Genomic DNA, 19,602 nt, shown 5'->3' with positions numbered 1-19,602 from the left:
GTCAGGTCGGGTAGATCACCGTTTCCAGGCTGGGGTCCGCATGCGCGGCGGCATGGCTCAAATGGCCATCGAACGGACCGACCTTGCAGATCCGCCCGTCGTCGGCGAACACCAGGTGCAGTCCATGCTCCGCTTCCCAGTCGCAGTTGCATTCCAGGCTGATGCGCAGGCGGCCATCGCGATAGCGGCGGAGGTAGGCTTCGCTGCCGAACTGCACGTGTTCCCATATTGCGGCGGGGCTGGCGATGTCCGGCGACGGCCATCCGTACTTGGCGCACAGCGCCTGTGTGTGCCGGTAGTAGGCGAACACGTGTGGCGTGGCTGCGGCGAACACTGCGGAGTCGAGCTGCAGGAACGTCGCGATGGCGGCCGCTGCGTCGGCCGGGACCTGGCCGGCGTCGCAATCCTCCAGCACGAAACAGCAGGTGTCGTGCATCCACGGCACCGGGACCGCGACGCTCCACAGGCTGCCATCCTCGTCCGGGCGCAGCGACGCCAGGAGTTGCGCCGTCGTGTTCACAGCTTGGCGACCCGGAACCGGCGGCCCTTGATCTTGCCGGCCTGCAACTGCGCCAGCGCCTTGCCGGCGTGGGCGCGGGCGATGGCGACGTAGGAGCGAGTGGCGTAGATGGCGATCTTGCCGATCGCCGCGCCGGACAGCCCGGCATCGCCGGTCAGCGCGCCGAGGATGTCGCCGGGACGCAGCTTGTCGGTCTTGCCGCCGTCGATGCGCAGGGTGACCATCGCCGCCTGCGGCAACTGCGCCGGCCGCGCGGTGGCCAGCGGTGCGCGCGACCAGCGCAGCGGCTGGCCCTGTTCGGTTTCCAGTGCCTGCGCGCGCGCGGTTTCGCGCGGCGCCACCAGGCTCAGGGCCAGGCCGTGCTTGCCGGCGCGCGCGGTGCGGCCGATGCGGTGGCGGTAGGTCTCGGTGTCGGTCGGCAGTTCGTAGTTGATCACCGCCGCCAGGTCTTCCACGTCCAGTCCGCGCGCGGCCACGTCGCTGGCGACCAGCACGTTGCAACTGCGGTTGACGAAGCGCACCAGTACCTCGTCGCGGTCGCGCTGCTCCATGTCGCCATGCAGCGCCAGCGCGGAAAAGCCGAACTGTTGCAGCGACCCGGCGACCTCGTCGACCTCCTTGCGGGTATTGCAGAACACCACGCTGGATTCGGGGGTGAAGCGCAGCAGCAGGCCGGCCACGGCCTTCTGCCGGTAGGTGGGGTCGACCTCGAAGAACTGCTGGTCGATTTCCGGTGCGCTGTCCGCGCCTTCGACGGTAATTTCCGCCGGCTCCTTCAGCAGGTCGCGCGCCAATGCGCGGATTTCCTCCGGGAAGGTGGCCGAGAACAGCAGGCTCTGCCGGTGCTTGTCGCAACGGCTGGCGATCTCGCGGATCGGCTCCTCGAAGCCCATGTCGAGCATGCGGTCGGCCTCGTCCAGCACCAGCGTGCGCACCCCACCCAGATGCAGCGCCCGCTTGCGCGCCAGCTCCTGGATGCGCCCGGGCGTGCCCACCACCACCTGCGGGTCGTGCGCCTCCAGCGAGGCCAGCTGCGGCGCCAGCGGCATGCCGCCGGTCAGCACCACCAGCTTCATGTTGGGAATGCCGGTGGCCAGCTTGCGCAACTGCTTGCCGACCTGGTCGGCCAGTTCGCGGGTCGGACACAGCACCAGTGCCTGCGCGCGGCTCAGCGCCGGGTCCAGCTTGTGCAGCAGGCCCAGGCCGAACGCCGCGGTCTTGCCGCTGCCGGTGGGCGCCTGCACGATGACGTCCTGGCCGGCCAGGATCGGCGGCAGGCTCTGCGCCTGCACCGGGGTCATGCTGGTGTAGCCGAGCGCGTCGATGCCGGGCGCGAGCGCCGGGGAAAGGGAGAGGGGGGCGAAATCGTTCATGCGGCATTTTAGCTGGTGGGGCCGGGACTCGGGACCCGGGACCCGGAACGTCAACAGCAAAAGGGCATCTCGATTCGCAAGACGCGCCGCTTTTTGCTTCCCGGGTCCCGGGTCCCGGGTCCCGTACAATAGCGCGATGCCTCTTATCACTCTGCAGAACCTCGACTACAGCGTCGGCGGCCCGTTGTTGCTGGAAAAGACCGACCTGTCGATCGAGCCGGGCGAACGCATCGCCCTGATCGGCCGCAACGGCGCCGGCAAATCCACCCTGATGAAATTGATCGCCGGCGAGCTCAAGCCCGACGACGGCGAGGTCCGCGTGCAGCAGGGCGTGCGCATCGCGCGGCTGGAGCAGGAGGTGCCGCATGGCGCCGCCGGCAGCGTGTTCGACGTGGTCGCCGACGGCCTGGGCGAGCTCGGCCATTGGCTGGCCGAGTTCCATCGGCTCAGCCATGCCGCCGAGTTCGATGGCGATGCGCTCGGCGCGGTGCAGTCCAAGATCGATGGCGCCAATGGTTGGGCGCTGGACCAACGGGTCAACGAAACCCTGACCCGCCTGGAACTGGACGGCGATGCCGAGTTCGCGCGGCTGTCCGGCGGCATGAAGCGCCGCGTGCTGCTGGCGCGGGCGCTGGTGTCGGCGCCGGACCTGTTGTTGCTGGACGAACCGACCAACCACCTCGACATCGAGGCCATCGACTGGCTGGAAGGCTTCCTCAAGGGCTGGAACGGCAGCGTGGTGTTCGTCACCCACGACCGGCGGTTCCTGCGCGCCCTGGCCACGCGCATCGTCGAGATCGACCGCGGCCAGGTCAGCAGTTGGCCGGGCGACTGGGCCAACTACGAGCGCCGCCGCGAGGAGCGGCTCAACGCGCAGGCGCAGGAAAACGCACGCTTCGACAAGCTGCTGGCGCAGGAAGAAGTGTGGATCCGCCAGGGCATCAAGGCGCGGCGCACCCGCGACGAGGGCCGGGTGCGGCGCCTGGAAGCCATGCGCCGCGAGCGCACCCAGCGCCGCGAACTCGGCGGCAACGTGCGCATGGAAGCGGCGCAGGGCGAATCCTCCGGCAAGAAGGTGATCGAGGCCAAGGAGCTGAGCTTCGCCTTCGGCCCGCGCAGCATGGTGCGCGATTTTTCCACCACCATCCTGCGCGGCGACCGCATCGGCCTGATCGGCCCCAACGGCAGCGGCAAGACCACGCTGCTGAAGCTGTTGCTGGGCGAACTGACCCCGGACCACGGCGAAGTGCGCGCCGGCACCAATCTGCAGGTGGCGTATTTCGACCAGTACCGTGCCACCCTGCGCGAGGACTGGAGCGCGATCGAGAACGTGGCCGAGGGCCGCGATTTCATCGAGGTCAACGGCAAGCGCAAGCACGTGCATGCCTACCTGCAAGACTTCCTGTTCACCCCGGAGCGCGCGCGTGCGCCGATCACCCGTCTGTCCGGCGGCGAGCGCAACCGCCTGCTGCTGGCGCGGCTGTTCGCGCAGCCGTCCAACCTGCTGGTGATGGACGAACCGACCAACGATCTGGACGTGGAAACCCTGGAGTTGCTGGAAGAACTGCTCGGCGACTACAGCGGCACACTGTTGCTGGTCAGCCACGACCGCGACTTCATCGACAACGTGGTGACTTCCACCATGGTCATGGAAGGCGACGGCCGCATCGGCGAATACGTCGGTGGCTACAGCGACTGGGTGCGCCAGCGCCCGGCGGCGCCGGCCAGCGCGATGGCGGTGGCCAAGGCCTCGGCCACTGCGGCGGCGACCACGCCGGTGGCAGCGGCGGCGCCAGCACCTGCACCTGCGCCGGCCAAGCGCAAGCTCAGCTATAAGGACGCGCGCGAACTGGAGCAGTTGCCGGCGCGGATCGAAGCGCTGGAACAGCAGGTCGCGGCGTTGACCGAAGCGATGACCGACGCGGCGTTCTACCAGCGCGACGCGGCGGCGGTGAATGCGCACACGCAGGCCCTGAGCCAGGCGCAAGCGGACCTGGATGCGGCGTATGCGCGGTGGAGCGAACTGGACGGGTGAGGGGTGGAGCCGGGACGGGGACACGCCGTCCGGAGCGGCGACAGCAACAGCCGCAGCGTCGCGGAATCTTACGTAAGAGTCGCGCTACATGGCTCCCGATGGCCATGTAGCGCCGCTGTCTTTTCTGCCTCTCCACCGCCGCTGCGCGGTGTCCATCGCGTATTGGGCCGCGTCGCGTCGGGGCTGAAGCCCCTCCCACAGGGGAGTCTCACAGGAGTGAGGGATCGCGCGACGACGCTCTTGTGTGAGCGGTTCGACGCAGCGCGTCAATCGCGGTCGGCGGGCGCTTCCGCTTCCTCGCTGCCGCCCACGAACGCGACGAAGCAGATGCCGTCCTGCGCCCACTCGCGGGCGACATCGTCGAGGATTTCCAGCAACACGTCGAAGGCCGGCTGCGCCACCGCCTGCAACTGCCCGGCGTCCTCCAGCAGCAGCGCATAGCCGCGCGGCGCGGGCAGCCAGGACAGGTCGCGCAGGCCATCGGTGAGCGCGTCCCAGTTGCGGCCGAAGCCGGCCGGGAAGTCCAGTTGCGCGGCCAGCCGCATCAGCAGCATGGCCTTGCCGGTGCAGCCGTGCAGGTCGATCCGGCACAGCCGCAGGCCGGCGTCGCGGGCCAGGGCGGCGACGCTGTCCAGGTCGCGGTTGGCGACGCGATAGACGCCGGAGGCGGCCGGCTCGGCCAGGTTCAGCGCGAACGGGAAGCCGCTCACCGGGCCGCCCCCGCGCCGCCGACCTGGAAGCTGCGGAAACTGTCGTAGTGGTCGTCGCTGTAGTACCAGACCTGCGGCGGCGTGCCGCCGGTGACGATGCGGCGCGTGCCGCGATGCGACAGGCCTGGCGTGTCGACGGTGTATTCGCGGTAGTAGCCGCGTGGTTGCGCCGGCAGGCGTTTTTCGCGGTTGCCGAACACGCTGCCGTCCTGGCGGTGCGGGAACGGGCCGCCACGCAGGATCAGCGCCACCGTGGCGCGCGCTTCGGGCGGCAGGAACGCGGGCAGCTCCGGCGCCATGGCGTCCGATGCGGCGGTTGCCTTGTCTGGCGCGGTGTACGGCGCCTGTGCGGCGGCGTCGAGCGAGGGCGCGAACTGCTGGTGCGGCGGATGCTGCAGCCCGCGGATGCCCCACAGCCCGCCCACCAGCAACACGATGGCGGCGATCAACAGCACGGGCTTGCGCATGGACTCTCCTGCGGGAACGGCGGCGGCGCGCGGCATGGCGCCCTAGCGCACAGTATGGGCCGGCCTGCCTGTTCCCGCTCTAAACGCCGCCGGTCACCATCGTGACGCAGGCGATTCACATCCGACTAACCGGGGCGTGGGGCATGGTAGGCGCCGATTCGCAAGGCCGGCCGGCACCGCCGCCGCGGGATGGGACGATGTTTCCCCAGCCGCGCCCTTGGTAAGGTCGCCGACCGTCCCTACCATTGCTCACGCAACGCTCGTCCTTTCGACGGCGAAAGTCCAGGAGAACCGCATGGCCTACACCCTCCCCAAGTTGCCCTACGCCTACGACGCGCTGGAACCGCACATCGATGCGCAGACGATGGAGATCCATCACACCAAGCATCACCAGACCTACATCAACAACGTCAACGCGGCGCTGGAAGGCACCGAGTATGCCGATCTGCCGATCGAGGCGCTGGTGTCCAAGCTGAAGTCGCTGCCGGAGAACCTGCAGGGTCCGGTGCGCAACAACGGTGGCGGCCATGCCAACCACTCGCTGTTCTGGACGGTGATGGCGCCCGACGCCGGCGGCACCCCCAGCGGCGACGTCGGCAAGGCGATCGACAGCGAACTGGGCGGCTTCGACAAGTTCAAGGAAGCCTTCACCAAGGCCGCGCTGACCCGTTTCGGCAGTGGCTGGGCCTGGCTGAGCGTCACCCCCGACAAGAAGCTGGTGGTCGAGAGCACCGCCAACCAGGACAGCCCCCTGTTCGAGGGCAACACCCCGATCCTGGGCCTGGACGTGTGGGAACACGCCTACTACCTGAAGTATCAGAACCGTCGCCCGGACTACATCGGCGCGTTCTTCAACGTGGTCGACTGGAAGGAAGTGGAGCGCCGCTACCACGCCGCGATCGGCTGATCAGCCGCCAGCGCCGCAGCATGAAGAAGGCCGGGTTCGCCCGGCCTTTTTTATGCGGATACCCGACAGAAGCGCTGGAAGTGCGGGTAGTGCGTGGCTGCGAGGTAAGGAGAGGCAGGTCGGTGCGTTGCCTTCGCGTGCGTGAGCAACGTGCTTCGCAGCGATGGCGATCTGCGCCGCATCGGCCATCGCTTGCGCCGCTACGTCGCCAGGGCGCCGCTAAAAACCTAGGGGACGCACGCGCAGGAGCGACTTCAGGGCAGCGCTAATAACGACGAAACGCCACTTGTAGGAGCGGCTTCAGCCGCGACGGGCGTTACCGGGAATGCCTGTCGCGGCTGAAGCCGCTCCTCCAACAGATGCGGTGATGGGTGACAAAAGCAAGGGGATCGGAGCCGCCCGATCGTTCCGGGCCGATGGCATTCCGACGCCGGTCCATCCCCATGTGCCGCATCGCACGGCATTGATCGCACGGCGCGCGAATGCGCTCAGCCGGCCATCCGCTAAGGCGCCGGTTGCAGCGACGCCGGCATCGGGTCCAGCGGCTGCAGCGCCATCAACAGGCCGCGCGTGCCGGCCGCGGGCAGGTCCGGCGCCGGCGCGAACAGGCGCGCGCCATGCACGGGGCGGAAGTGGCCGCGTTCGAAGAACACGTGGTCGGCGACCACCGATGTGCCGGGCGCACGAACATCGATGCGATTGCGCGCCGATTCGCCGCGCACGCTGCCGTCCTCGAAGCGCACCGCCAGCGGCGCCAGCTCGGGTGCGCGCGCCGCGGCGAAGAAGCCGCCCGCCAGCAGCGATGGCACGCCCTCGGCGGTGGCGTCGATCCATGCCATCAGATCCTCGGCCTGTTCGCGACGGCTGGCGCCGCCGTCGCGCGCGGCGTGCAGGCGGGTGAAATACAAGTTCACCGGCTGCCCGTGCAGGTCCACCCGCACCAGGCCGGCCACGCTGTAGTCCTCCAGCGGATGCAGCAGGGTCTCGGCTTCCTCCAGCACCGGCAGGCGGGTCAGCAGCGCATTGCCGCGGCGTTGCGGCCGGCTCGGCGGATCGGGGCTGATGAAGTGGCAGTGGTAGCCCAGGCGCGCCGCCAGCCATTGCGCCTGGTTCGGCATCTCCGGTGTCTGCAGCACTTCCTGCAGGGCGATGGCGTCGGGATGCAGGCGCTGCAGCGCCGCGACGATGCGCTCGCGGCGTGCGGTCCAGTCGTCGCCGTCCTGCGCCGCGCGCGGATCGCCGGCGAGCGTGAGGGTGACCATGGTGAGGGGACTATCCGGCGCCGCCGCGATCGTCGGCACCGCGTCCGTCATCGCCTGCGCGCGTGCCAATGCCGCCACGGCCAGCAACAGCCAGCCGGTGCGATGCCATCGGAAGACGCAAGGAGTCATGTGGGCGATGCTACGGCGCAGGGTCTCAGGGTTGCGTATACAGCCGGCGGCGCTGCGGCGTCCGCCACACAATCGCTACCGCGCAGGGCGCGATCGCGAAAACATCGCCCCGCCTCCGGCGCACGCGCGCGGAGGCAGGGCGGGACCGGGACGCGGCGTGGACGCCACGGCCTTCGCTCAGTGCTGCAGCACCCCGTCCTTCAGCTGCAGCGGCGCGCGCGCCTCCACCTGCGTCGCCGAACGGCCCAGCAGCAGTTCGTAGTCGCCGGCGGCGATGTGCCAATGGCGCTTCTTGGGATCGTAGTCGGCCAGCGTCTTGGGTTCGGCGACGATGCTGATGTGGCGGCTCTCGCCCGGCTTGAGCAGGACCTTGTCCCAGCCGACCAGGCGGATCGGGGTGTGGTGGCCCTGCGGCAGGCGCAGGTACAGCTGCGGCACGTCGGCACCTTCGCGATCGCCGGTGTTGCGCACGTCGAAGCTGGCGACGACACGGCTGCCGTCGGCCTGCACCTTGAAGTTCGAGTAAGCGAACGTGGTGTAGGACAGGCCGTAGCCGAACGGATACACCGGCTCCAGGCCGCGCGCGGCGAACCAGCGGTAGCCGACGTTGGCGCCTTCGATGGTGTAGTCGACGTTGCTGCCGGCCGGTTGCGCCGGCTTGAAGCCCAGCCCGGGGATCGACGGCCGCGGCAGTTGCGACACGTCGCGCAGCCAGGTCACCGGCAGGCGGCCGGACGGGTTGACCTCGCCCAGCAGCAGTCGCGCCAGGCCTTCGCCGCCGCGGATGCCCGGGTACCAGGCCTCCAGCACCGCCGGCACCTGCTGCAGCCACGGCATCGCCACCGGGCCGTTGGTCTCCAGCACCACTGCCGTCTTCGGGTTGGCCTTGGCCACCGCCGCGATCAGCGCGTCCTGCTTGTCGGGCAGGCCGATGTCCGGCAGGTCCACCGATTCGGCCGACCACTGCGTGGCGAACACGATGGCCACCTCGGCCTCGCGCGCCAGCTTGGCCGCCGCGACCGGGTCGTCGCCGCTGGCGTAGTCGATCTGCGCATCCGGCAGCGCCTTGCGCAGCGCCTGCAGCGGCGAGGACGGATGGAACATCACCGGGCCCGGCCAGGTGGTCGGGGCGATGCCCGGCACCGCGTTGCCGCCGTTGACGGTGACGCCGACCATCGACGAGCCGCCGCCGCCGATCACGCCCTTGTCGGCATGCCCGCCGATCACCGCGATGCGGCGCAGGTTGCGCGACAGCGGCAGCAGCTTGCCCTCGTTGCGCAACAGCACCGTGCCTTCCTCGACCACGCGCTGCGCGGCCAGGCCGCCGGCGGCATCGTCGATCGGCTGGTGCTGCGGCGGGTTGTCGAAGCTGCCGGTGGCGATGAAGGCGCGCAGGATGCGCTTGACCATGTCGTCCAGGCGCGCCTGCGGCACGGTGCCGGCGGCCACCGCCATGCGCAGCGGCTGGTCGAAGTACACCGCCTTGTCGAACACTTCGCCGGCCGACTGCTGGTCCAGGCCGGCCAGCGCCGCCTTGGAGCCGCTGTGCACGCCGCCCCAGTCGGACATCACGTAGCCGGGGAACTTCCATTCCTGCTTGAGCACCTTGTTGAGCAGGTAGTCGTGCTCGCAGCCGTACACGCCGTTGATGCGGTTGTACGAACACATCACCGAGCCGGGCTGGCCGATCTTCAGCGCCAGCTCGAAGGCCAGCAGGTCCGACTCGTGCATGGCTTGCTCGCCGATGTCGGCGCTGTGGGTATTGCGCCCGGTCTCCAGGTCGTTCATCGCGAAGTGCTTCATGGTCGAGACCACGTGCTGGCTCTGCACGCCGCGGATCGATTCGCCGACCATCACCCCGGCCAGCAGCGGATCTTCGCCGGCGTACTCGAAGTTGCGGCCGTTGCGCGGGTCGCGCTGCAGGTTGACGCTGCCGGCCAGCAGCACGTTGAAGCCCTGCTGCCAGGCTTCGCGGCCCATGGTGGCGCCGCCGGCGAAGGCCACCTCGCGGTTCCAGGTGGCGGCGGTGGCGGGGCCGGAGGGCATCGCGGTGGCGTGGTCGCCGGGGCGGATGTTACCGGGGTTGGTCACGCCGACGCCGGCATCGGCCAGCTGCTGCGACGGGATGCCCAGGCGCTCGACCGCCGGCACGTAGCCGGCCGAGCCGATCGCGCCCGGCGGACGCGGGCCGCCGTCCTTGCCCAGCCCGAAGTAGCTGTGCAGCAGCTGGAATTTTTCGTCCGGGGTCATCGCCTGCACCAGCAGCGCGGCGCGCCGGTCCGGCGACAGGCTGCGATCGTTCCAGGGACGCTGCGCAGCAGGGGCGTTCGGTGTGGACGCCGCGCCCGCGGCCGTCGCCGGCGGCGCGGCGGAGGCAGGCGAGGCCAGCGCGAGGGTCAGGCAAAGGGATCCTGTAAACGTTTTCATATCGGGGCGAACAGCCTCTCTGGCAGATCAAAGGGAAGGCGCATCGGGGGGAGTTGGGGGGAGGTCGGAACCGCGCGTCAGGACGGTGCTTCGTCGCTGCGCATGACCGGGTACAGGCGGTAACGCTCGTCCCAGGAGCTGTGGCGGCGGTAGAAGAATTCCAGCCGCGCCTGCGGGTCCTTGGCGAAGGCTGCGTCGTGTTCGAGCTTGTCCTCGAACTCCGCCTTGAGCGCCGGGTCGCTGGCAAGCATCTGCCGCGCCACGTCCTCGGCGACGTAGTCTTCCATGTATTCGGCGCGCTCGAACGCGCTGTTGAACTCGCCCCATTGCAGCAGCGAGTCCGGCGCCTGCGGCTCCAGCAGTGCCATCAGCAGCCGCGACTTGGGCTGGGCAATCGGCACGAACAGCGCACCGGCGCCGATGGCGCGGGTCTCAGGCTTCCAGGCGCCGGTGACGCTGAGCCGCTGGTGGCCTTCGGACGAGCGCGCGGCGAAGCTGGCGGTCTCGGCGCGGAAGGTCTGCACCGGCAGGGTGGCATCGTGGTCGAGGGTGCGGAAGGCGATGCCGTGCTGGCGCAGCTTGGCGCCGACCAGGGCGGCCTGCGCCGCCGGTACTAGGTAGCCGGCGCGCGGCGCGGCGACTTCCACGCTGGGCACGACCTGGTCGCGCAGCGGCACCCGCCATATCTGCGGGGTGCGTTCGTCGTAGCGGGTCATCAGCGCGCCGGAGACCGGCGAGGGCGTGCGCGTGTAGGCGTAGCCGCGGAAATCCACCAGGTGCGAGGCATCGGTGGTGCGGTAATCCAGCGCCACGGTCTTGCCGCCCAGCGCTTGCGCGCGGGTGTCGGCGGCCAGTGCATCGGCGCGCCACTGCGCACCGTGCCGTGCCACCTGCTGCAGCACCGAGACGATGGTGTTGCGGGTGATGCGCACGCGCTCGGGGTAGCGCTTCCAGGAATGCGTTTCCACCAGCATGCCGAAGCGGTTGCGCAGTTGGAAATAGCCGTGCGAGAAGCGCGGCGTCGGCACGCCGTCCTCGAAGCCGGAGGCCGGGTCGTCGTTGACCACGAACGAGGGGTAGTAGGGCAACGGCAACGAACCCTGCCGCTTCAGGTCGGCGAGCACGCCATCGCGCAGGCGCAGGCCGTCGCCGCGCAGCGCGGTGTCGCCGGCGCGCAGCGGTTCCACCTGGATCGACACGTCGTGCTCGAACTGCGCACCATCGGTGACGTGCAGGTCCACGTACAGCAGCGGATCCCACTGCTCGACCAGGCGCAGCATCGCCTGCATCTCCGGCGCATCGGCCTTGACGTAGTCGCGGTTGAGATTGAGGTTCTGCGCGGTGGTGCGCCAGCCCATCTGCTCGGGGCCGCGCTGGTTGGGCCGGTTCCAGGCGCCGAAGCGCTCGTGCCCGTCGACGTTAAACACCGGCACGAACAGCCACACCTGCCTGTCCAGCGCGCCGCGCGCGGCCTGGCCGTCGAGCAATTGGCGCAGCGCCAGGAAGCCGGCGTCCTTGCCGTCGATCTCGCCGGCGTGGATGCCGCCCTGGATCAACACCACCGGCAGCTTGCGCGCCTGCGCGGCCGCCGGGTCCAGCGCGCCCGAGGTGGACACCGCCAGCGCCTTCATCGGCCGGCCTTCCGGGGTGGTGCCGAAATCGAAGCAGCGCACCGCGTGCGGATAGCGCTGTGCGAACGCATCGCACAGCGCGATGGTCTCGGCATAGCGGCCGGTGCGGGCGAACCCGCTGCGCTCGGCTTCGGTGGACAGGCCCGTCTCGCTGGCCAGCGACGGCATGCTGCACAGCAGCATCGGCAACAGCAGGGTGGCCAGCCAGGGTCGGATCATCTCGGCACCGTCTCGGGACAGGCCCCCATGATGCGGGCAGCGCGCCGATTGCGAAAGCACCCTAGGGCGTGTCACCCATTCCAGAGTATGCCGCGCCGCGATTGCGCGTGCCTGTGGCAAGGAAGAGCGAGGACGTGGACGTGCGTCCACGCCCGAGCGATGACGCGGCCACGGGCGTGCGCAACCGCGGCCCTTCGGGTTGGGCCTGCCAGACCCAACGCGGCATACTCGGGAATGGGTGACACGCCCTGGCGGTTCGATTCGCCGGAACGATCGGGTAACCTTCTGAAAATTTTGCCTGGACGAGGGCCCGTGAGCAGCCAAGCCACCACGAGGGACGCCGCATGAGCGCGGCGCAAGAGCGCGCCACTGCGCGCATGCCGCGGCAGATTCCGTACATCATCGGCAACGAGGCCTGCGAGCGCTTCAGCTTCTACGGGATGCGCAACATCCTGGTGCAGTTCCTGATCACCTCGCTGCTGCTGCAGGAAGTGACCGCGCCCGGCCGCGAGGCCGAGGCCAAGCACATCATGCACAGCTTCATGATCGGCGTGTACTTCTTCCCGCTGCTCGGCGGCTGGCTGGCCGACCGCTTCTTCGGCAAGTACAGCACCATCCTCTGGTTCAGCCTGATCTATTGTGTCGGGCATCTGTGCCTGGCGCTGTTCGAAGGCCACCGCACCGGCTTCTTCCTCGGCTTGGGCCTGATCGCGCTGGGCGCGGGCGGGATCAAGCCGCTGGTGGCCTCGTTCATGGGCGACCAGTTCGACCAGGGCAACAAGCACCTGGCCAAGGTGGTGTTCGACGCCTTCTACTGGATCATCAACTTCGGCTCGCTGTTCGCCTCGCTGCTGATCCCGCTGGCGCTGAAGAACCTGGGGCCGGCATGGGCGTTCGGCATCCCCGGCATCCTGATGCTGGTGGCGACCCTGGTGTTCTGGGCCGGGCGCCACCGCTACGTGCGCGTGCCGCTGCCGCCCAAGGATCCGCACGGTTTCGCCCAGGTGGTGCGCACCGCGCTGCTGCTGCAGGCGCCGGGGCAGGGGCGTCCCGGACTGGCCCTGGCCGGCGTGGCGGTGCTGCTGGCGCTGGGCACCTTCGCGCTGGTGCCGACGCTGGGCCTGGTGATCTGCCTATGTCTGGCGCTGGTGCTGCTGCTGGCCGGCATCGGCGGCGGCACCTGGTGGCAACTGGAGCGCGCCCGCGCGGTGCATCCGGACGCCGCGGTGGACGGCGTGCGCGCAGTGCTGCGGGTGCTGGTGGTGTTCGCGCTGGTCACCCCGTTCTTCTCGTTGTTCGACCAGAAGGCCTCGACCTGGGTGCTGCAGGGCCAGCAGATGCAGATGCCGGCGTGGTTCAGCGCTTCGCAGATGCAGGCGCTGAATCCGGCGCTGGTGATGCTGCTGATCCCGTTCAACAACCTAGTGCTGTACCCGCTGCTGCGCCGGCGCGGTTACGAGCCGACCGCGCTGCGGCGGATGACCGCCGGCATCGCCTTCAGCGGCCTGGCCTGGATCGTGGTCGGCAGCCTGCAGGTGATGATGGACGGCGGCGACGCCTTGTCCATCGCCTGGCAGATCCTGCCGTATGCGCTGCTGACCTTCGGCGAGGTGCTGGTCTCGGCCACGGGCCTGGAGTTCGCCTACAGCCAGGCGCCGCAGTCGATGAAGGGCGTGGTGATGAGTTTCTGGAACCTCACCACCACCGTCGGCAACCTGTGGGTGCTGCTGTCCAACGCGGCGGTGCGCAATGACCGCGTCACCGCCCACATCGGCAGCACCGGGCTCAGCGAGACCGCGTTCCTGATGTTCTTCTTCGCCGCCTTCGCGTTCGTCGCCGCACTGCTGTTCGGGCTGTACGCGCGCCGCTACCGCATGGTCGACCACTACCGCCCCGTCTGAGACCCCGCATGCCCTCCGTCACCCCCGTCAACCTGATCCTGATCGTCCTCACCGTGCTGGTGTCGTGGGCGGCGTTCAACAACCGCCGGCTGCTCGACCGGCTGATCCTGTGGCCGCCGGCGGTCGATCGCCACAAGCAGTACGACCGGCTGGTGACCTACGGCTTCATCCATGCCGATTTCCCGCACCTGTTGTTCAACATGGTCACGCTGTACTTCTTCGGCGGCCCGATCGAGGTGCTGATGGAGCGGCTGACCGGCAACATGCTGGTGTACCCGCTGTTCTACCTGGCGGCGCTGGTGGTCTCGATCCTGCCCAGCTACCTGAAGAACCAGAAGAACCCCAACTACATGAGCCTGGGCGCGTCCGGCGCGGTGTCGGCGGTGCTGTTCGCCTTCATCCTGATGGCGCCGTGGACCGGCATCTTCTTCTTCTTCATCCCGATTCCGATTCCCGCCATCCTCTATGCCGTGTTCTACGTCGGCTACAGCATCTGGATGGACCGCCGCGGCGGCGACAACGTCAACCACAGCGCGCACCTGGCCGGCGCGGCGTTCGGCGTGATGTTCCTGCTGATCATGGAACCGTCGGTGTTCCAGCACTTCCTGGGCGAGCTGGCGAACCCGCGCTTCGGGCGCGGCTGATCCATGACGTCGCGGCGCCTGCACGGGAGTGCGGCGCCGCGCGATCGGCACTTGTCGGATTGATGTGTTGGATGGACGCTACGGCGTCGATGCGGCCGTGGACGAACGCATCGCGCATGGGCTGGCTGCGGAGACCCGTTCGGCCGCCGTCGACGCTCAGCGGGTCTGCTGCCCGCGCAGCTGCACTTTGGCGCTGCCGATGGCGGCGTTCTCGTAGGTGACCTTGAGGCGCTGGTAGACCTCGTCGTCGAGCTGCTGGAACTCGCCGCCATGGTGGTCGCCGCTGACCGACAGTTGGAACAGCCCTTCCAGCAGGGAGGCGTTGTGGTCGCCCTGGCTGTATTTGTTCTCGTTCTCGCTCATGCGCGTGACTCCCTGTTGGATCGTTGCGTGATGGGAGTTGCAACTCCCATGCCAGGTTTTCGTCCTGTCCTGGCGTTATCGGCCGCGCGCGGCACGACTTGAGTGACAGGCAGCTGACGCGCCGCGTCGGCGGTGTGACGCGGTGGGGCAGGTGCTTCACATGGCCACGTCAAGCCGCAGCGGACACTGCGTACTCCGTGACACACGCCGCTCTCCATGTCCGCACCGAACGTTCCGATCGCGCACGATCCGCAGCAGCGGCGCTTCACCCTGGAGGTCGACGGCCACCACGCCGAACTCGACTACGTGCTGGAACAAGGGCGCATGGTCATCACCCACACAGAGGTGCCGGCGCCGATCGGCGGCCGCGGCCTGGCGGCGCAGCTGGTCACCGCCGCGCTGGACCATGCGCAGGCGCAAGGCTGGAAGGTGGTGCCGGCGTGTTCGTACGCGGCGGTGTTCCTCCAGCGGCATCCGCAGTACGCCGCGCTGCTCGGTTGAGCGCGCGGCATCGCAACGGCGCGATAATGCGCGCCACTCCACAGGCATCGCAGGAACAGGGGCAGTCGACGTGAGCAGGGCAGAGACGATGGGCAAGGGGCGGCTGGCATGGACGGCACTGGCGGTCGCGGCGGCGCTGGCACTGGCCGGCTGCAAACGCGAGGAACCGGCCGCCGCACCGGCGCCTGCCGCGGCACCGGCACAAAGCCAGGCCACCGCCCCTGCGGCGCCGGAGCCGGCGCAGACCACGCCACCGGAACTGAAGGACATCGTCGAACACAGCCCCAGCTATGTGGTCGGCATCACCTTCCCGCCATCGATCAACCGTTATCCGGGATTGGCCGACGCGGCCAACCGCTATGCGCAGAGCGCGCGCAGCGAGCTGATGGAAGCGGTCGACGGGCTCGGCAACGATCGCCCGCGCGCGCCCTATGAACTTTCGCTGCAGTTCGAGATGCTGCTGGAGCGTCCGGACCTGGTCGCGCTGAGCGCCGACGGCAGCCGCTATACCGGCGGTGCCCATGGCGAACCGCTGGTGGCGCGCTGGGTGTGGCTGCCGCAGCAGCAGCGCATGCTCACCGCCGAGACGCTGATCCCGGATGCGGCGCACTGGAAGCAGGTGGCCGGCTATGTCGCCGCGCAGCTGCGCCAGGCGGTGCAGACGCGGGTGGATGCCGAGCAGGTGCCGCCGGAGGATCAGCAAGAGCAGGTGCGCAGCGCCAGCAAGATGATCGCCGAAGGTACCGAGCCGCAGCCCGGCAATTTCAGTCAGTTCCAGCCGCTGGTCGACGCGGCGGGCAAGATCACCGCCTTGCGTTTCGTATTCCCGCCGTACCAGGTGGGGCCGTATGCCGATGGCACGCAGACGGTGGACGTGCCGGCCAGCGTACTGCGCGAGCTGGTGGCGCCGGAGTACGCGCCGCTGTTCGCCGCCTGATCAGCGACCGGCGCGCCATCGCGCGTCGGCGTCGGCGTGCGGTGCACCGTGTCGACAGCATGCGGGAACGCAACGCATGCCCTCGTCGGGACGATGCGCAATGGGTAGCATTGGCGGCTACCCCACTTGCAATCGATGTCTCATGGGCAGTTTTGATCAGACCGAGCGGCGCGTGGCGCATACCTGCGCGCGCTATCCGGCCTTCCCGCGCGAGCCCGCCGTCCTGGTGCGGCTGGTCAAGCATCTCTACAAGCGCGTGCACGCCAATGCCTGCGGCATGCTCAAGGACTACGGCATCAGCCCGCCGGAGTACGAGATCCTGATGATGCTGTACGGCACGCCCGAGCAGCGCATCACCCCCACCGAGGTGGCCGAGGCCGCCAGCGAGAAGCCGGCCAACATCACCCGTCTCACCGACAGCCTGTGCAGCAAGGGACTGCTGTCGCGCACCGCCAGTCCGGACGACCGGCGCAAGGTCGCACTGACCCTGCAGCCGGACGGCATCGCCCTGATCGAGCGGCTGCTGCCGGACGTCTGCGCGTTCCTGGACACCGAGACCGCGGCGCTGGATGCCGGCGAGCAGCAGCAGTTGGAGATGCTGTTGAAGAAGATGCTGGCCGGCATCGACGGCCTCGACGCTGCCGCTGAGTCGAAGACGCAGGCTGCGCTGCCCTGAGGGCATCTCGAAAAGGTGCGTCCGCGCATCGCGCTTGAGGCGATGTGCTGTAGGAGCGGCTGCAGCCGCGACGGGCTTATGGGAAACGCTCGTCGCGGCTGAAGCCGCTCCTAAGGTACGCGTTCCGGCGCGCTTCGGCGGTGCGCCAAGGCGCGTTGTCCATTCCGAAGCGGGCAGGGCATCGGGCTGTTGCTAGCGCCAGCCGCGCGCACGCGCGCGCTGCTCGCCGTCGGCATCCAGCGCCTCGCCGGCGATGCGCGCATCCACCGCTTGCAGCACCGCGGCCGGCATCGGGCTGGCGGCCATGCGCATGCCGCTGTCGCCGCCGCCCGCGGCGGCGGGCGCCAGCAGTTCCACCCGCCATGCGCCGTCGCGCTGGCAGGCCAGGCCGGCGCTGGCGCGCGGCAAGGCGAAGGTGCGGCAGTAATGGCCGTCGCGATCGCGGAAGCTCAGGCCGATGCGGACGCCGGCCCGGGTCTGTCCGGACAATTGCTGCGTCAGCGCCTGCGCCAATGCGCCCTTGGCGATGCCACCCTGGGTTGCCGCGACCGTCGGACCCGGTGTGGCCCCCTGCGGCAATTGCCGCTGCGCGATCCACAGTCCCAGCAGCAGTGCCGCGGCCAAGGCCGCCGGCAGCGCCCAACGGCGGCGCGCGCGTGGCCGCAGCGGCGTCGGCCGGCTTGCCTGCCCCGTTGCATGGACAGGCGAGGGTGGCAGCGCTGCGATAGCGGTGTCCTGGCCGGGCGCGTCGGCCGGCCGTGCGCGCGCCGCGGCGAGCAGGCGCGCCGGTATCGGTTCGTCCAGCACCGGCGCGAAGCCGGCACGCAGCCGCGCCTGCAGGCTGCGCAGCCGCTCCAGGGCCTGCGCCAGTTGCGGGTCGGTGCGCAGCGCCGCTTCCACCTGGGCGGTCTGTGCCGTGTCCAGTTCGCCGTCGGCGTAGGCTTGCAGCGTGAGTGAATCGATCGTGGTGTTCATGCGGTCGCCTCCAGTGACGCCTGCAGGGCTTCGCGCCCACGCGCGAGCCGGCTGGTGAGTGTGCCCAGCGGAATCTCCAGCACCGCCGCGGCATCCTTGTAGGACAGGCCTTCGATCAGCACCAGCGCGATCGCCAGACGTTGTTCCTCGGGCAGGCCGGCCATCGCGGCCTGTACCGCCATCCAGTCCTGCTGCCGCTCCAGCGGCGTGTCGCCGACATGCTCGCCCTCGGTGGCATCGACGAACACCTGCCGGCGTCGCCGCTCCGCCCGCACCTCGTCGATCCAGGCGTGGCGGATGATGCCGTACAACCAGTACTGCAGCGGCGTCTCCGGCCGCCACTGCCCGGCCCGGCGCAGCGCGCGTTCGATCGCGATCTGCAGCAGGTCGTCGGCATCCTCGCGATGGCCGGCGACGGCACGTGCGAAGCGCCGCAGCTGCGGCAGCAGGGTACAGATGCCGTCGCCGACGGCGGCCGCGGGATCGGCGTACATGTCGGTGATACGTTCGGCGGAGGGGGTTTCTTCCATGGGCGCGGCGCGGCGTTCATCGCGGGTCGGGATGGCGGGATTAGTGTGGCACGCCAACAGGGGCGGGCGACGGAGCGGGGCATGGCAGCGGGCAGGCGAATGCGTTGGATGGCCGTGGCATGGCTGGCGGTGGCGACACCGGCGCTGGCGCAGCTGGCGCTGCCGTCGGCGGGCGGACTGGTGCAGGACGTCACCCAGGGCATGCAGGGTGGTGTGAACCGGTTGGGACAGTCGCTGCAGGACGCGCGCGGCGATCTCGAACGGCTGCGCCTGAAACGCCTGCAGGCGCTGCTGCGCAGCGATCCGCGCGGGCTGGAGCGCGACGAGGCCGGCGCCGTGGTGATGCGCGGGCAGGTGGTGGCGCTGGAGCCGGACCCGGCCGCGCTGCAGGCTGCGCAGGCAGCCGGCTTCGCGGTGCTGGAGCAGCGCAGCTTCGGCGAATTCGGCCTGCGCCTGGTGGTGTTGCAGGTGCCGTCGGGCCTGTCCACGCGCCGCGCGTTGCAGCAGTTGCGCGAACGCGATCCGCAGGGCGACTACGACTACAACCATGTCTACAGCGGATCGGCGGCGACGCCGCCGGCACCCGCCAGCGCATCCGCGGCACCGGCAGCCGTCGGTGCGGCGACCGGCGGATTCGTGGTCGGCCTGATCGACAGCGGCGTGGACGCGGCGCATCCGGCACTGGCTGGCGTGCAGGTGCAAACATGGGGCTGCGACGGGCAGGTACGCGCGCAGCCGCACGGCACCGCGGTCGCCTCGCTGCTGGCCGGACGCGCGGTGGCGCACGGGCCGTTCGCGCGCACGCTGTATGCGGCCGACATCTACTGCGGGCAGGCCGACGGCGGCACCGTGGTGGAGTTGGTCGGCGCGTTGGCGTGGATGGCGCAGCGCCAGGTGCCGGTGATCAACATCAGCCTGATCGGCGGCCCCAACCGCGCCTTGCAGCTCGCCGTGCAGCGCATGCTCGCGCGCGGCCACGTGCTGGTCGCGGCGGTCGGCAACGACGGCCCGGCGGCACCGCCGCTGTATCCCGCGGCCTATCCCGGGGTGATCGGCGTCACCGCGGTGGATGCGCGCGCGCGGGTGTTGCCGGAGGCAGGAAGAGGGCCGCAGGTCGCCTTCGCCGCGGTCGGCGAATTGATCGCCGCGGCGCCGCAGGGCCGTTGGCAGACGCAGCGCGGCACGTCTTTCGCCGCACCGCTGGTGGCGCGGCTGGCGGCGCAGGCCTTGCCGCAGCCGGATCCGCAGGCGGCCGCGCAGATGCGCGCGCAGTTGCAGGCGCAGGCGCGTGATCTCGGTGCGCCCGGCACCGATCCGGTGTACGGCGCCGGCCTGCTCGGCGCGGACCTGGCGCTGCAGCGCGCGCCGGGCGGCTGAACGCATTCTGTCTGCGCG

At 69.7% G+C, this 19,602-nt stretch carries 18 protein-coding genes; 8 read left to right on the top strand and 10 right to left on the bottom strand.

What is annotated here, in order from left to right; genetic code table 11:
• Position 1: 1 nt before the first annotated feature.
• Positions 2-520, bottom strand: a complete 519-nt coding sequence (locus GGR71_RS00400; protein ID WP_160957016.1) for a DUF6985 domain-containing protein — start codon at positions 518-520, stop codon at positions 2-4.
• Entirely contained in the window at positions 517-1,893 is a 1,377-nt protein-coding gene (dbpA, locus tag GGR71_RS00395; RefSeq protein ID WP_160957015.1) for an ATP-dependent RNA helicase DbpA, read from the bottom strand. The genes GGR71_RS00400 and dbpA overlap by 4 nt, the downstream gene beginning before the upstream one ends.
• Before the next feature lie 136 nt (positions 1,894-2,029).
• Here dbpA and GGR71_RS00390 point away from each other — a divergent pair, with 136 nt between their 5' ends.
• Positions 2,030-3,928, top strand: coding sequence for an ATP-binding cassette domain-containing protein (locus tag GGR71_RS00390; RefSeq protein WP_160957014.1), 1,899 nt, complete (start codon positions 2,030-2,032; stop codon positions 3,926-3,928).
• Positions 3,929-4,194: 266 nt separating this feature from the next.
• On the opposite strand, the gene GGR71_RS00385 is transcribed toward GGR71_RS00390, so the two are convergent.
• Positions 4,195-4,638, bottom strand: coding sequence for a barstar family protein (locus GGR71_RS00385; protein ID WP_160957013.1), 444 nt, complete (start codon positions 4,636-4,638; stop codon positions 4,195-4,197).
• Entirely contained in the window at positions 4,635-5,105 is a 471-nt protein-coding gene (locus GGR71_RS00380; RefSeq protein ID WP_160957012.1) for a ribonuclease domain-containing protein, read from the bottom strand. Before GGR71_RS00380 ends, GGR71_RS00385 begins: the two co-directional genes overlap by 4 nt.
• Positions 5,106-5,400: 295 nt before the next feature.
• On the opposite strand from GGR71_RS00380, the gene GGR71_RS00375 reads away from it, so the two are divergent.
• Positions 5,401-6,012 (top strand): superoxide dismutase, encoded by a 612-nt coding sequence (locus GGR71_RS00375; protein WP_160957011.1) that lies wholly within the window; start codon positions 5,401-5,403, stop codon positions 6,010-6,012.
• Positions 6,013-6,515: 503 nt separating this feature from the next.
• Here GGR71_RS00375 and GGR71_RS00370 read toward each other — a convergent pair.
• From GGR71_RS00370 to GGR71_RS00360, 3 genes are all read right to left on the bottom strand, one after another.
• Entirely contained in the window at positions 6,516-7,403 is an 888-nt protein-coding gene (locus GGR71_RS00370) for an endonuclease/exonuclease/phosphatase family protein (protein WP_160957010.1), read from the bottom strand.
• A gap of 177 nt (positions 7,404-7,580) precedes the next feature.
• Entirely contained in the window at positions 7,581-9,830 is a 2,250-nt protein-coding gene (locus GGR71_RS00365) for a glycoside hydrolase family 3 C-terminal domain-containing protein (protein ID WP_184451553.1), read from the bottom strand.
• A 77-nt stretch (positions 9,831-9,907) separates the two neighbouring features.
• Complete coding sequence (locus tag GGR71_RS00360; protein WP_160957008.1) at positions 9,908-11,680, bottom strand: M14 family metallopeptidase; 1,773 nt, start codon at positions 11,678-11,680, stop codon at positions 9,908-9,910.
• Between the two features lie 344 nt (positions 11,681-12,024).
• On the opposite strand from GGR71_RS00360, the gene GGR71_RS00355 reads away from it, so the two are divergent.
• Both GGR71_RS00355 and GGR71_RS00350 read left to right on the top strand, forming a co-directional pair.
• Entirely contained in the window at positions 12,025-13,581 is a 1,557-nt protein-coding gene (locus tag GGR71_RS00355) for a POT-type proton-dependent oligopeptide transporter (RefSeq protein ID WP_184451551.1), read from the top strand.
• Positions 13,582-13,589: 8 nt separating this feature from the next.
• On the top strand, positions 13,590-14,225 hold the full coding sequence (locus GGR71_RS00350) for a rhomboid family intramembrane serine protease (RefSeq protein ID WP_048492192.1): 636 nt from the start codon (positions 13,590-13,592) through the stop codon (positions 14,223-14,225).
• Between the two features lie 156 nt (positions 14,226-14,381).
• Here GGR71_RS00350 and GGR71_RS00345 read toward each other — a convergent pair whose 3' ends face one another.
• Positions 14,382-14,588, bottom strand: a complete 207-nt coding sequence (locus GGR71_RS00345) for a hypothetical protein (RefSeq protein WP_160957006.1) — start codon at positions 14,586-14,588, stop codon at positions 14,382-14,384.
• A gap of 216 nt (positions 14,589-14,804) precedes the next feature.
• Here GGR71_RS00345 and GGR71_RS00340 point away from each other — a divergent pair, with 216 nt between their 5' ends.
• The 3 genes from GGR71_RS00340 to GGR71_RS00330 all read left to right on the top strand — a co-directional run bounded on the left by GGR71_RS00340 (position 14,805) and on the right by GGR71_RS00330 (position 16,702).
• Complete coding sequence (locus GGR71_RS00340) at positions 14,805-15,089, top strand: GNAT family N-acetyltransferase (protein WP_160957005.1); 285 nt, start codon at positions 14,805-14,807, stop codon at positions 15,087-15,089.
• 88 nt (positions 15,090-15,177) lie between these two features.
• A complete protein-coding gene (locus GGR71_RS00335; RefSeq protein ID WP_184451651.1) occupies positions 15,178-16,026 on the top strand; it encodes a DUF3298 and DUF4163 domain-containing protein in 849 nt (282 codons plus the stop codon).
• A gap of 142 nt (positions 16,027-16,168) precedes the next feature.
• The gene (locus GGR71_RS00330) at positions 16,169-16,702 is read left to right on the top strand and encodes a MarR family winged helix-turn-helix transcriptional regulator (RefSeq protein ID WP_160957004.1); all 534 of its coding nucleotides are present in this window, start codon (positions 16,169-16,171) and stop codon (positions 16,700-16,702) included.
• 192 nt (positions 16,703-16,894) lie between these two features.
• Here the strand turns inward: GGR71_RS00330 and GGR71_RS00325 are convergent, their stop codons facing one another.
• Positions 16,895-17,677 (bottom strand): anti-sigma factor family protein, encoded by a 783-nt coding sequence (locus GGR71_RS00325; RefSeq protein ID WP_160957003.1) that lies wholly within the window; start codon positions 17,675-17,677, stop codon positions 16,895-16,897.
• Positions 17,674-18,207, bottom strand: a complete 534-nt coding sequence (locus GGR71_RS00320; protein ID WP_160957002.1) for an RNA polymerase sigma factor — start codon at positions 18,205-18,207, stop codon at positions 17,674-17,676. Before GGR71_RS00320 ends, GGR71_RS00325 begins: the two co-directional genes overlap by 4 nt.
• 108 nt (positions 18,208-18,315) lie before the next feature.
• Between GGR71_RS00320 and GGR71_RS00315 the strand changes: the two genes are divergently transcribed.
• Positions 18,316-19,584: a S8 family serine peptidase gene (locus GGR71_RS00315; protein ID WP_456362559.1), complete on the top strand. Its 1,269-nt coding sequence runs from the start codon at positions 18,316-18,318 to the stop codon at positions 19,582-19,584.
• Positions 19,585-19,602 lie beyond the last annotated feature (18 nt).

The sequence above is a fragment of the Xanthomonas sp. F1 genome (assembly GCF_014199855.1).
Note: the sequence above shows the minus strand (reverse complement) of the source record. Positions and strands in the feature narration are given on the sequence as shown.

Coding starts and splice junctions, on each gene's coding strand:
- GGR71_RS00335 (WP_184451651.1), top strand. CDS start 15,178: ATGGGCAAGGGGCGGCTGGCATGGACGGCACTGGCGGTCGCGGCGGCG.
- GGR71_RS00360 (WP_160957008.1), bottom strand. CDS start 11,680: ATGATCCGACCCTGGCTGGCCACCCTGCTGTTGCCGATGCTGCTGTGC.
- GGR71_RS00330 (WP_160957004.1), top strand. CDS start 16,169: ATGGGCAGTTTTGATCAGACCGAGCGGCGCGTGGCGCATACCTGCGCG.
- GGR71_RS00320 (WP_160957002.1), bottom strand. CDS start 18,207: ATGGAAGAAACCCCCTCCGCCGAACGTATCACCGACATGTACGCCGAT.
- GGR71_RS00370 (WP_160957010.1), bottom strand. CDS start 7,403: ATGACTCCTTGCGTCTTCCGATGGCATCGCACCGGCTGGCTGTTGCTG.
- GGR71_RS00365 (WP_184451553.1), bottom strand. CDS start 9,830: ATGAAAACGTTTACAGGATCCCTTTGCCTGACCCTCGCGCTGGCCTCG.
- dbpA (WP_160957015.1), bottom strand. CDS start 1,893: ATGAACGATTTCGCCCCCCTCTCCCTTTCCCCGGCGCTCGCGCCCGGC.
- GGR71_RS00340 (WP_160957005.1), top strand. CDS start 14,805: ATGTCCGCACCGAACGTTCCGATCGCGCACGATCCGCAGCAGCGGCGC.
- GGR71_RS00380 (WP_160957012.1), bottom strand. CDS start 5,105: ATGCGCAAGCCCGTGCTGTTGATCGCCGCCATCGTGTTGCTGGTGGGC.
- GGR71_RS00345 (WP_160957006.1), bottom strand. CDS start 14,588: ATGAGCGAGAACGAGAACAAATACAGCCAGGGCGACCACAACGCCTCC.
- GGR71_RS00350 (WP_048492192.1), top strand. CDS start 13,590: ATGCCCTCCGTCACCCCCGTCAACCTGATCCTGATCGTCCTCACCGTG.
- GGR71_RS00390 (WP_160957014.1), top strand. CDS start 2,030: ATGCCTCTTATCACTCTGCAGAACCTCGACTACAGCGTCGGCGGCCCG.
- GGR71_RS00355 (WP_184451551.1), top strand. CDS start 12,025: ATGAGCGCGGCGCAAGAGCGCGCCACTGCGCGCATGCCGCGGCAGATT.
- GGR71_RS00325 (WP_160957003.1), bottom strand. CDS start 17,677: ATGAACACCACGATCGATTCACTCACGCTGCAAGCCTACGCCGACGGC.
- GGR71_RS00315 (WP_456362559.1), top strand. CDS start 18,316: ATGGCCGTGGCATGGCTGGCGGTGGCGACACCGGCGCTGGCGCAGCTG.
- GGR71_RS00375 (WP_160957011.1), top strand. CDS start 5,401: ATGGCCTACACCCTCCCCAAGTTGCCCTACGCCTACGACGCGCTGGAA.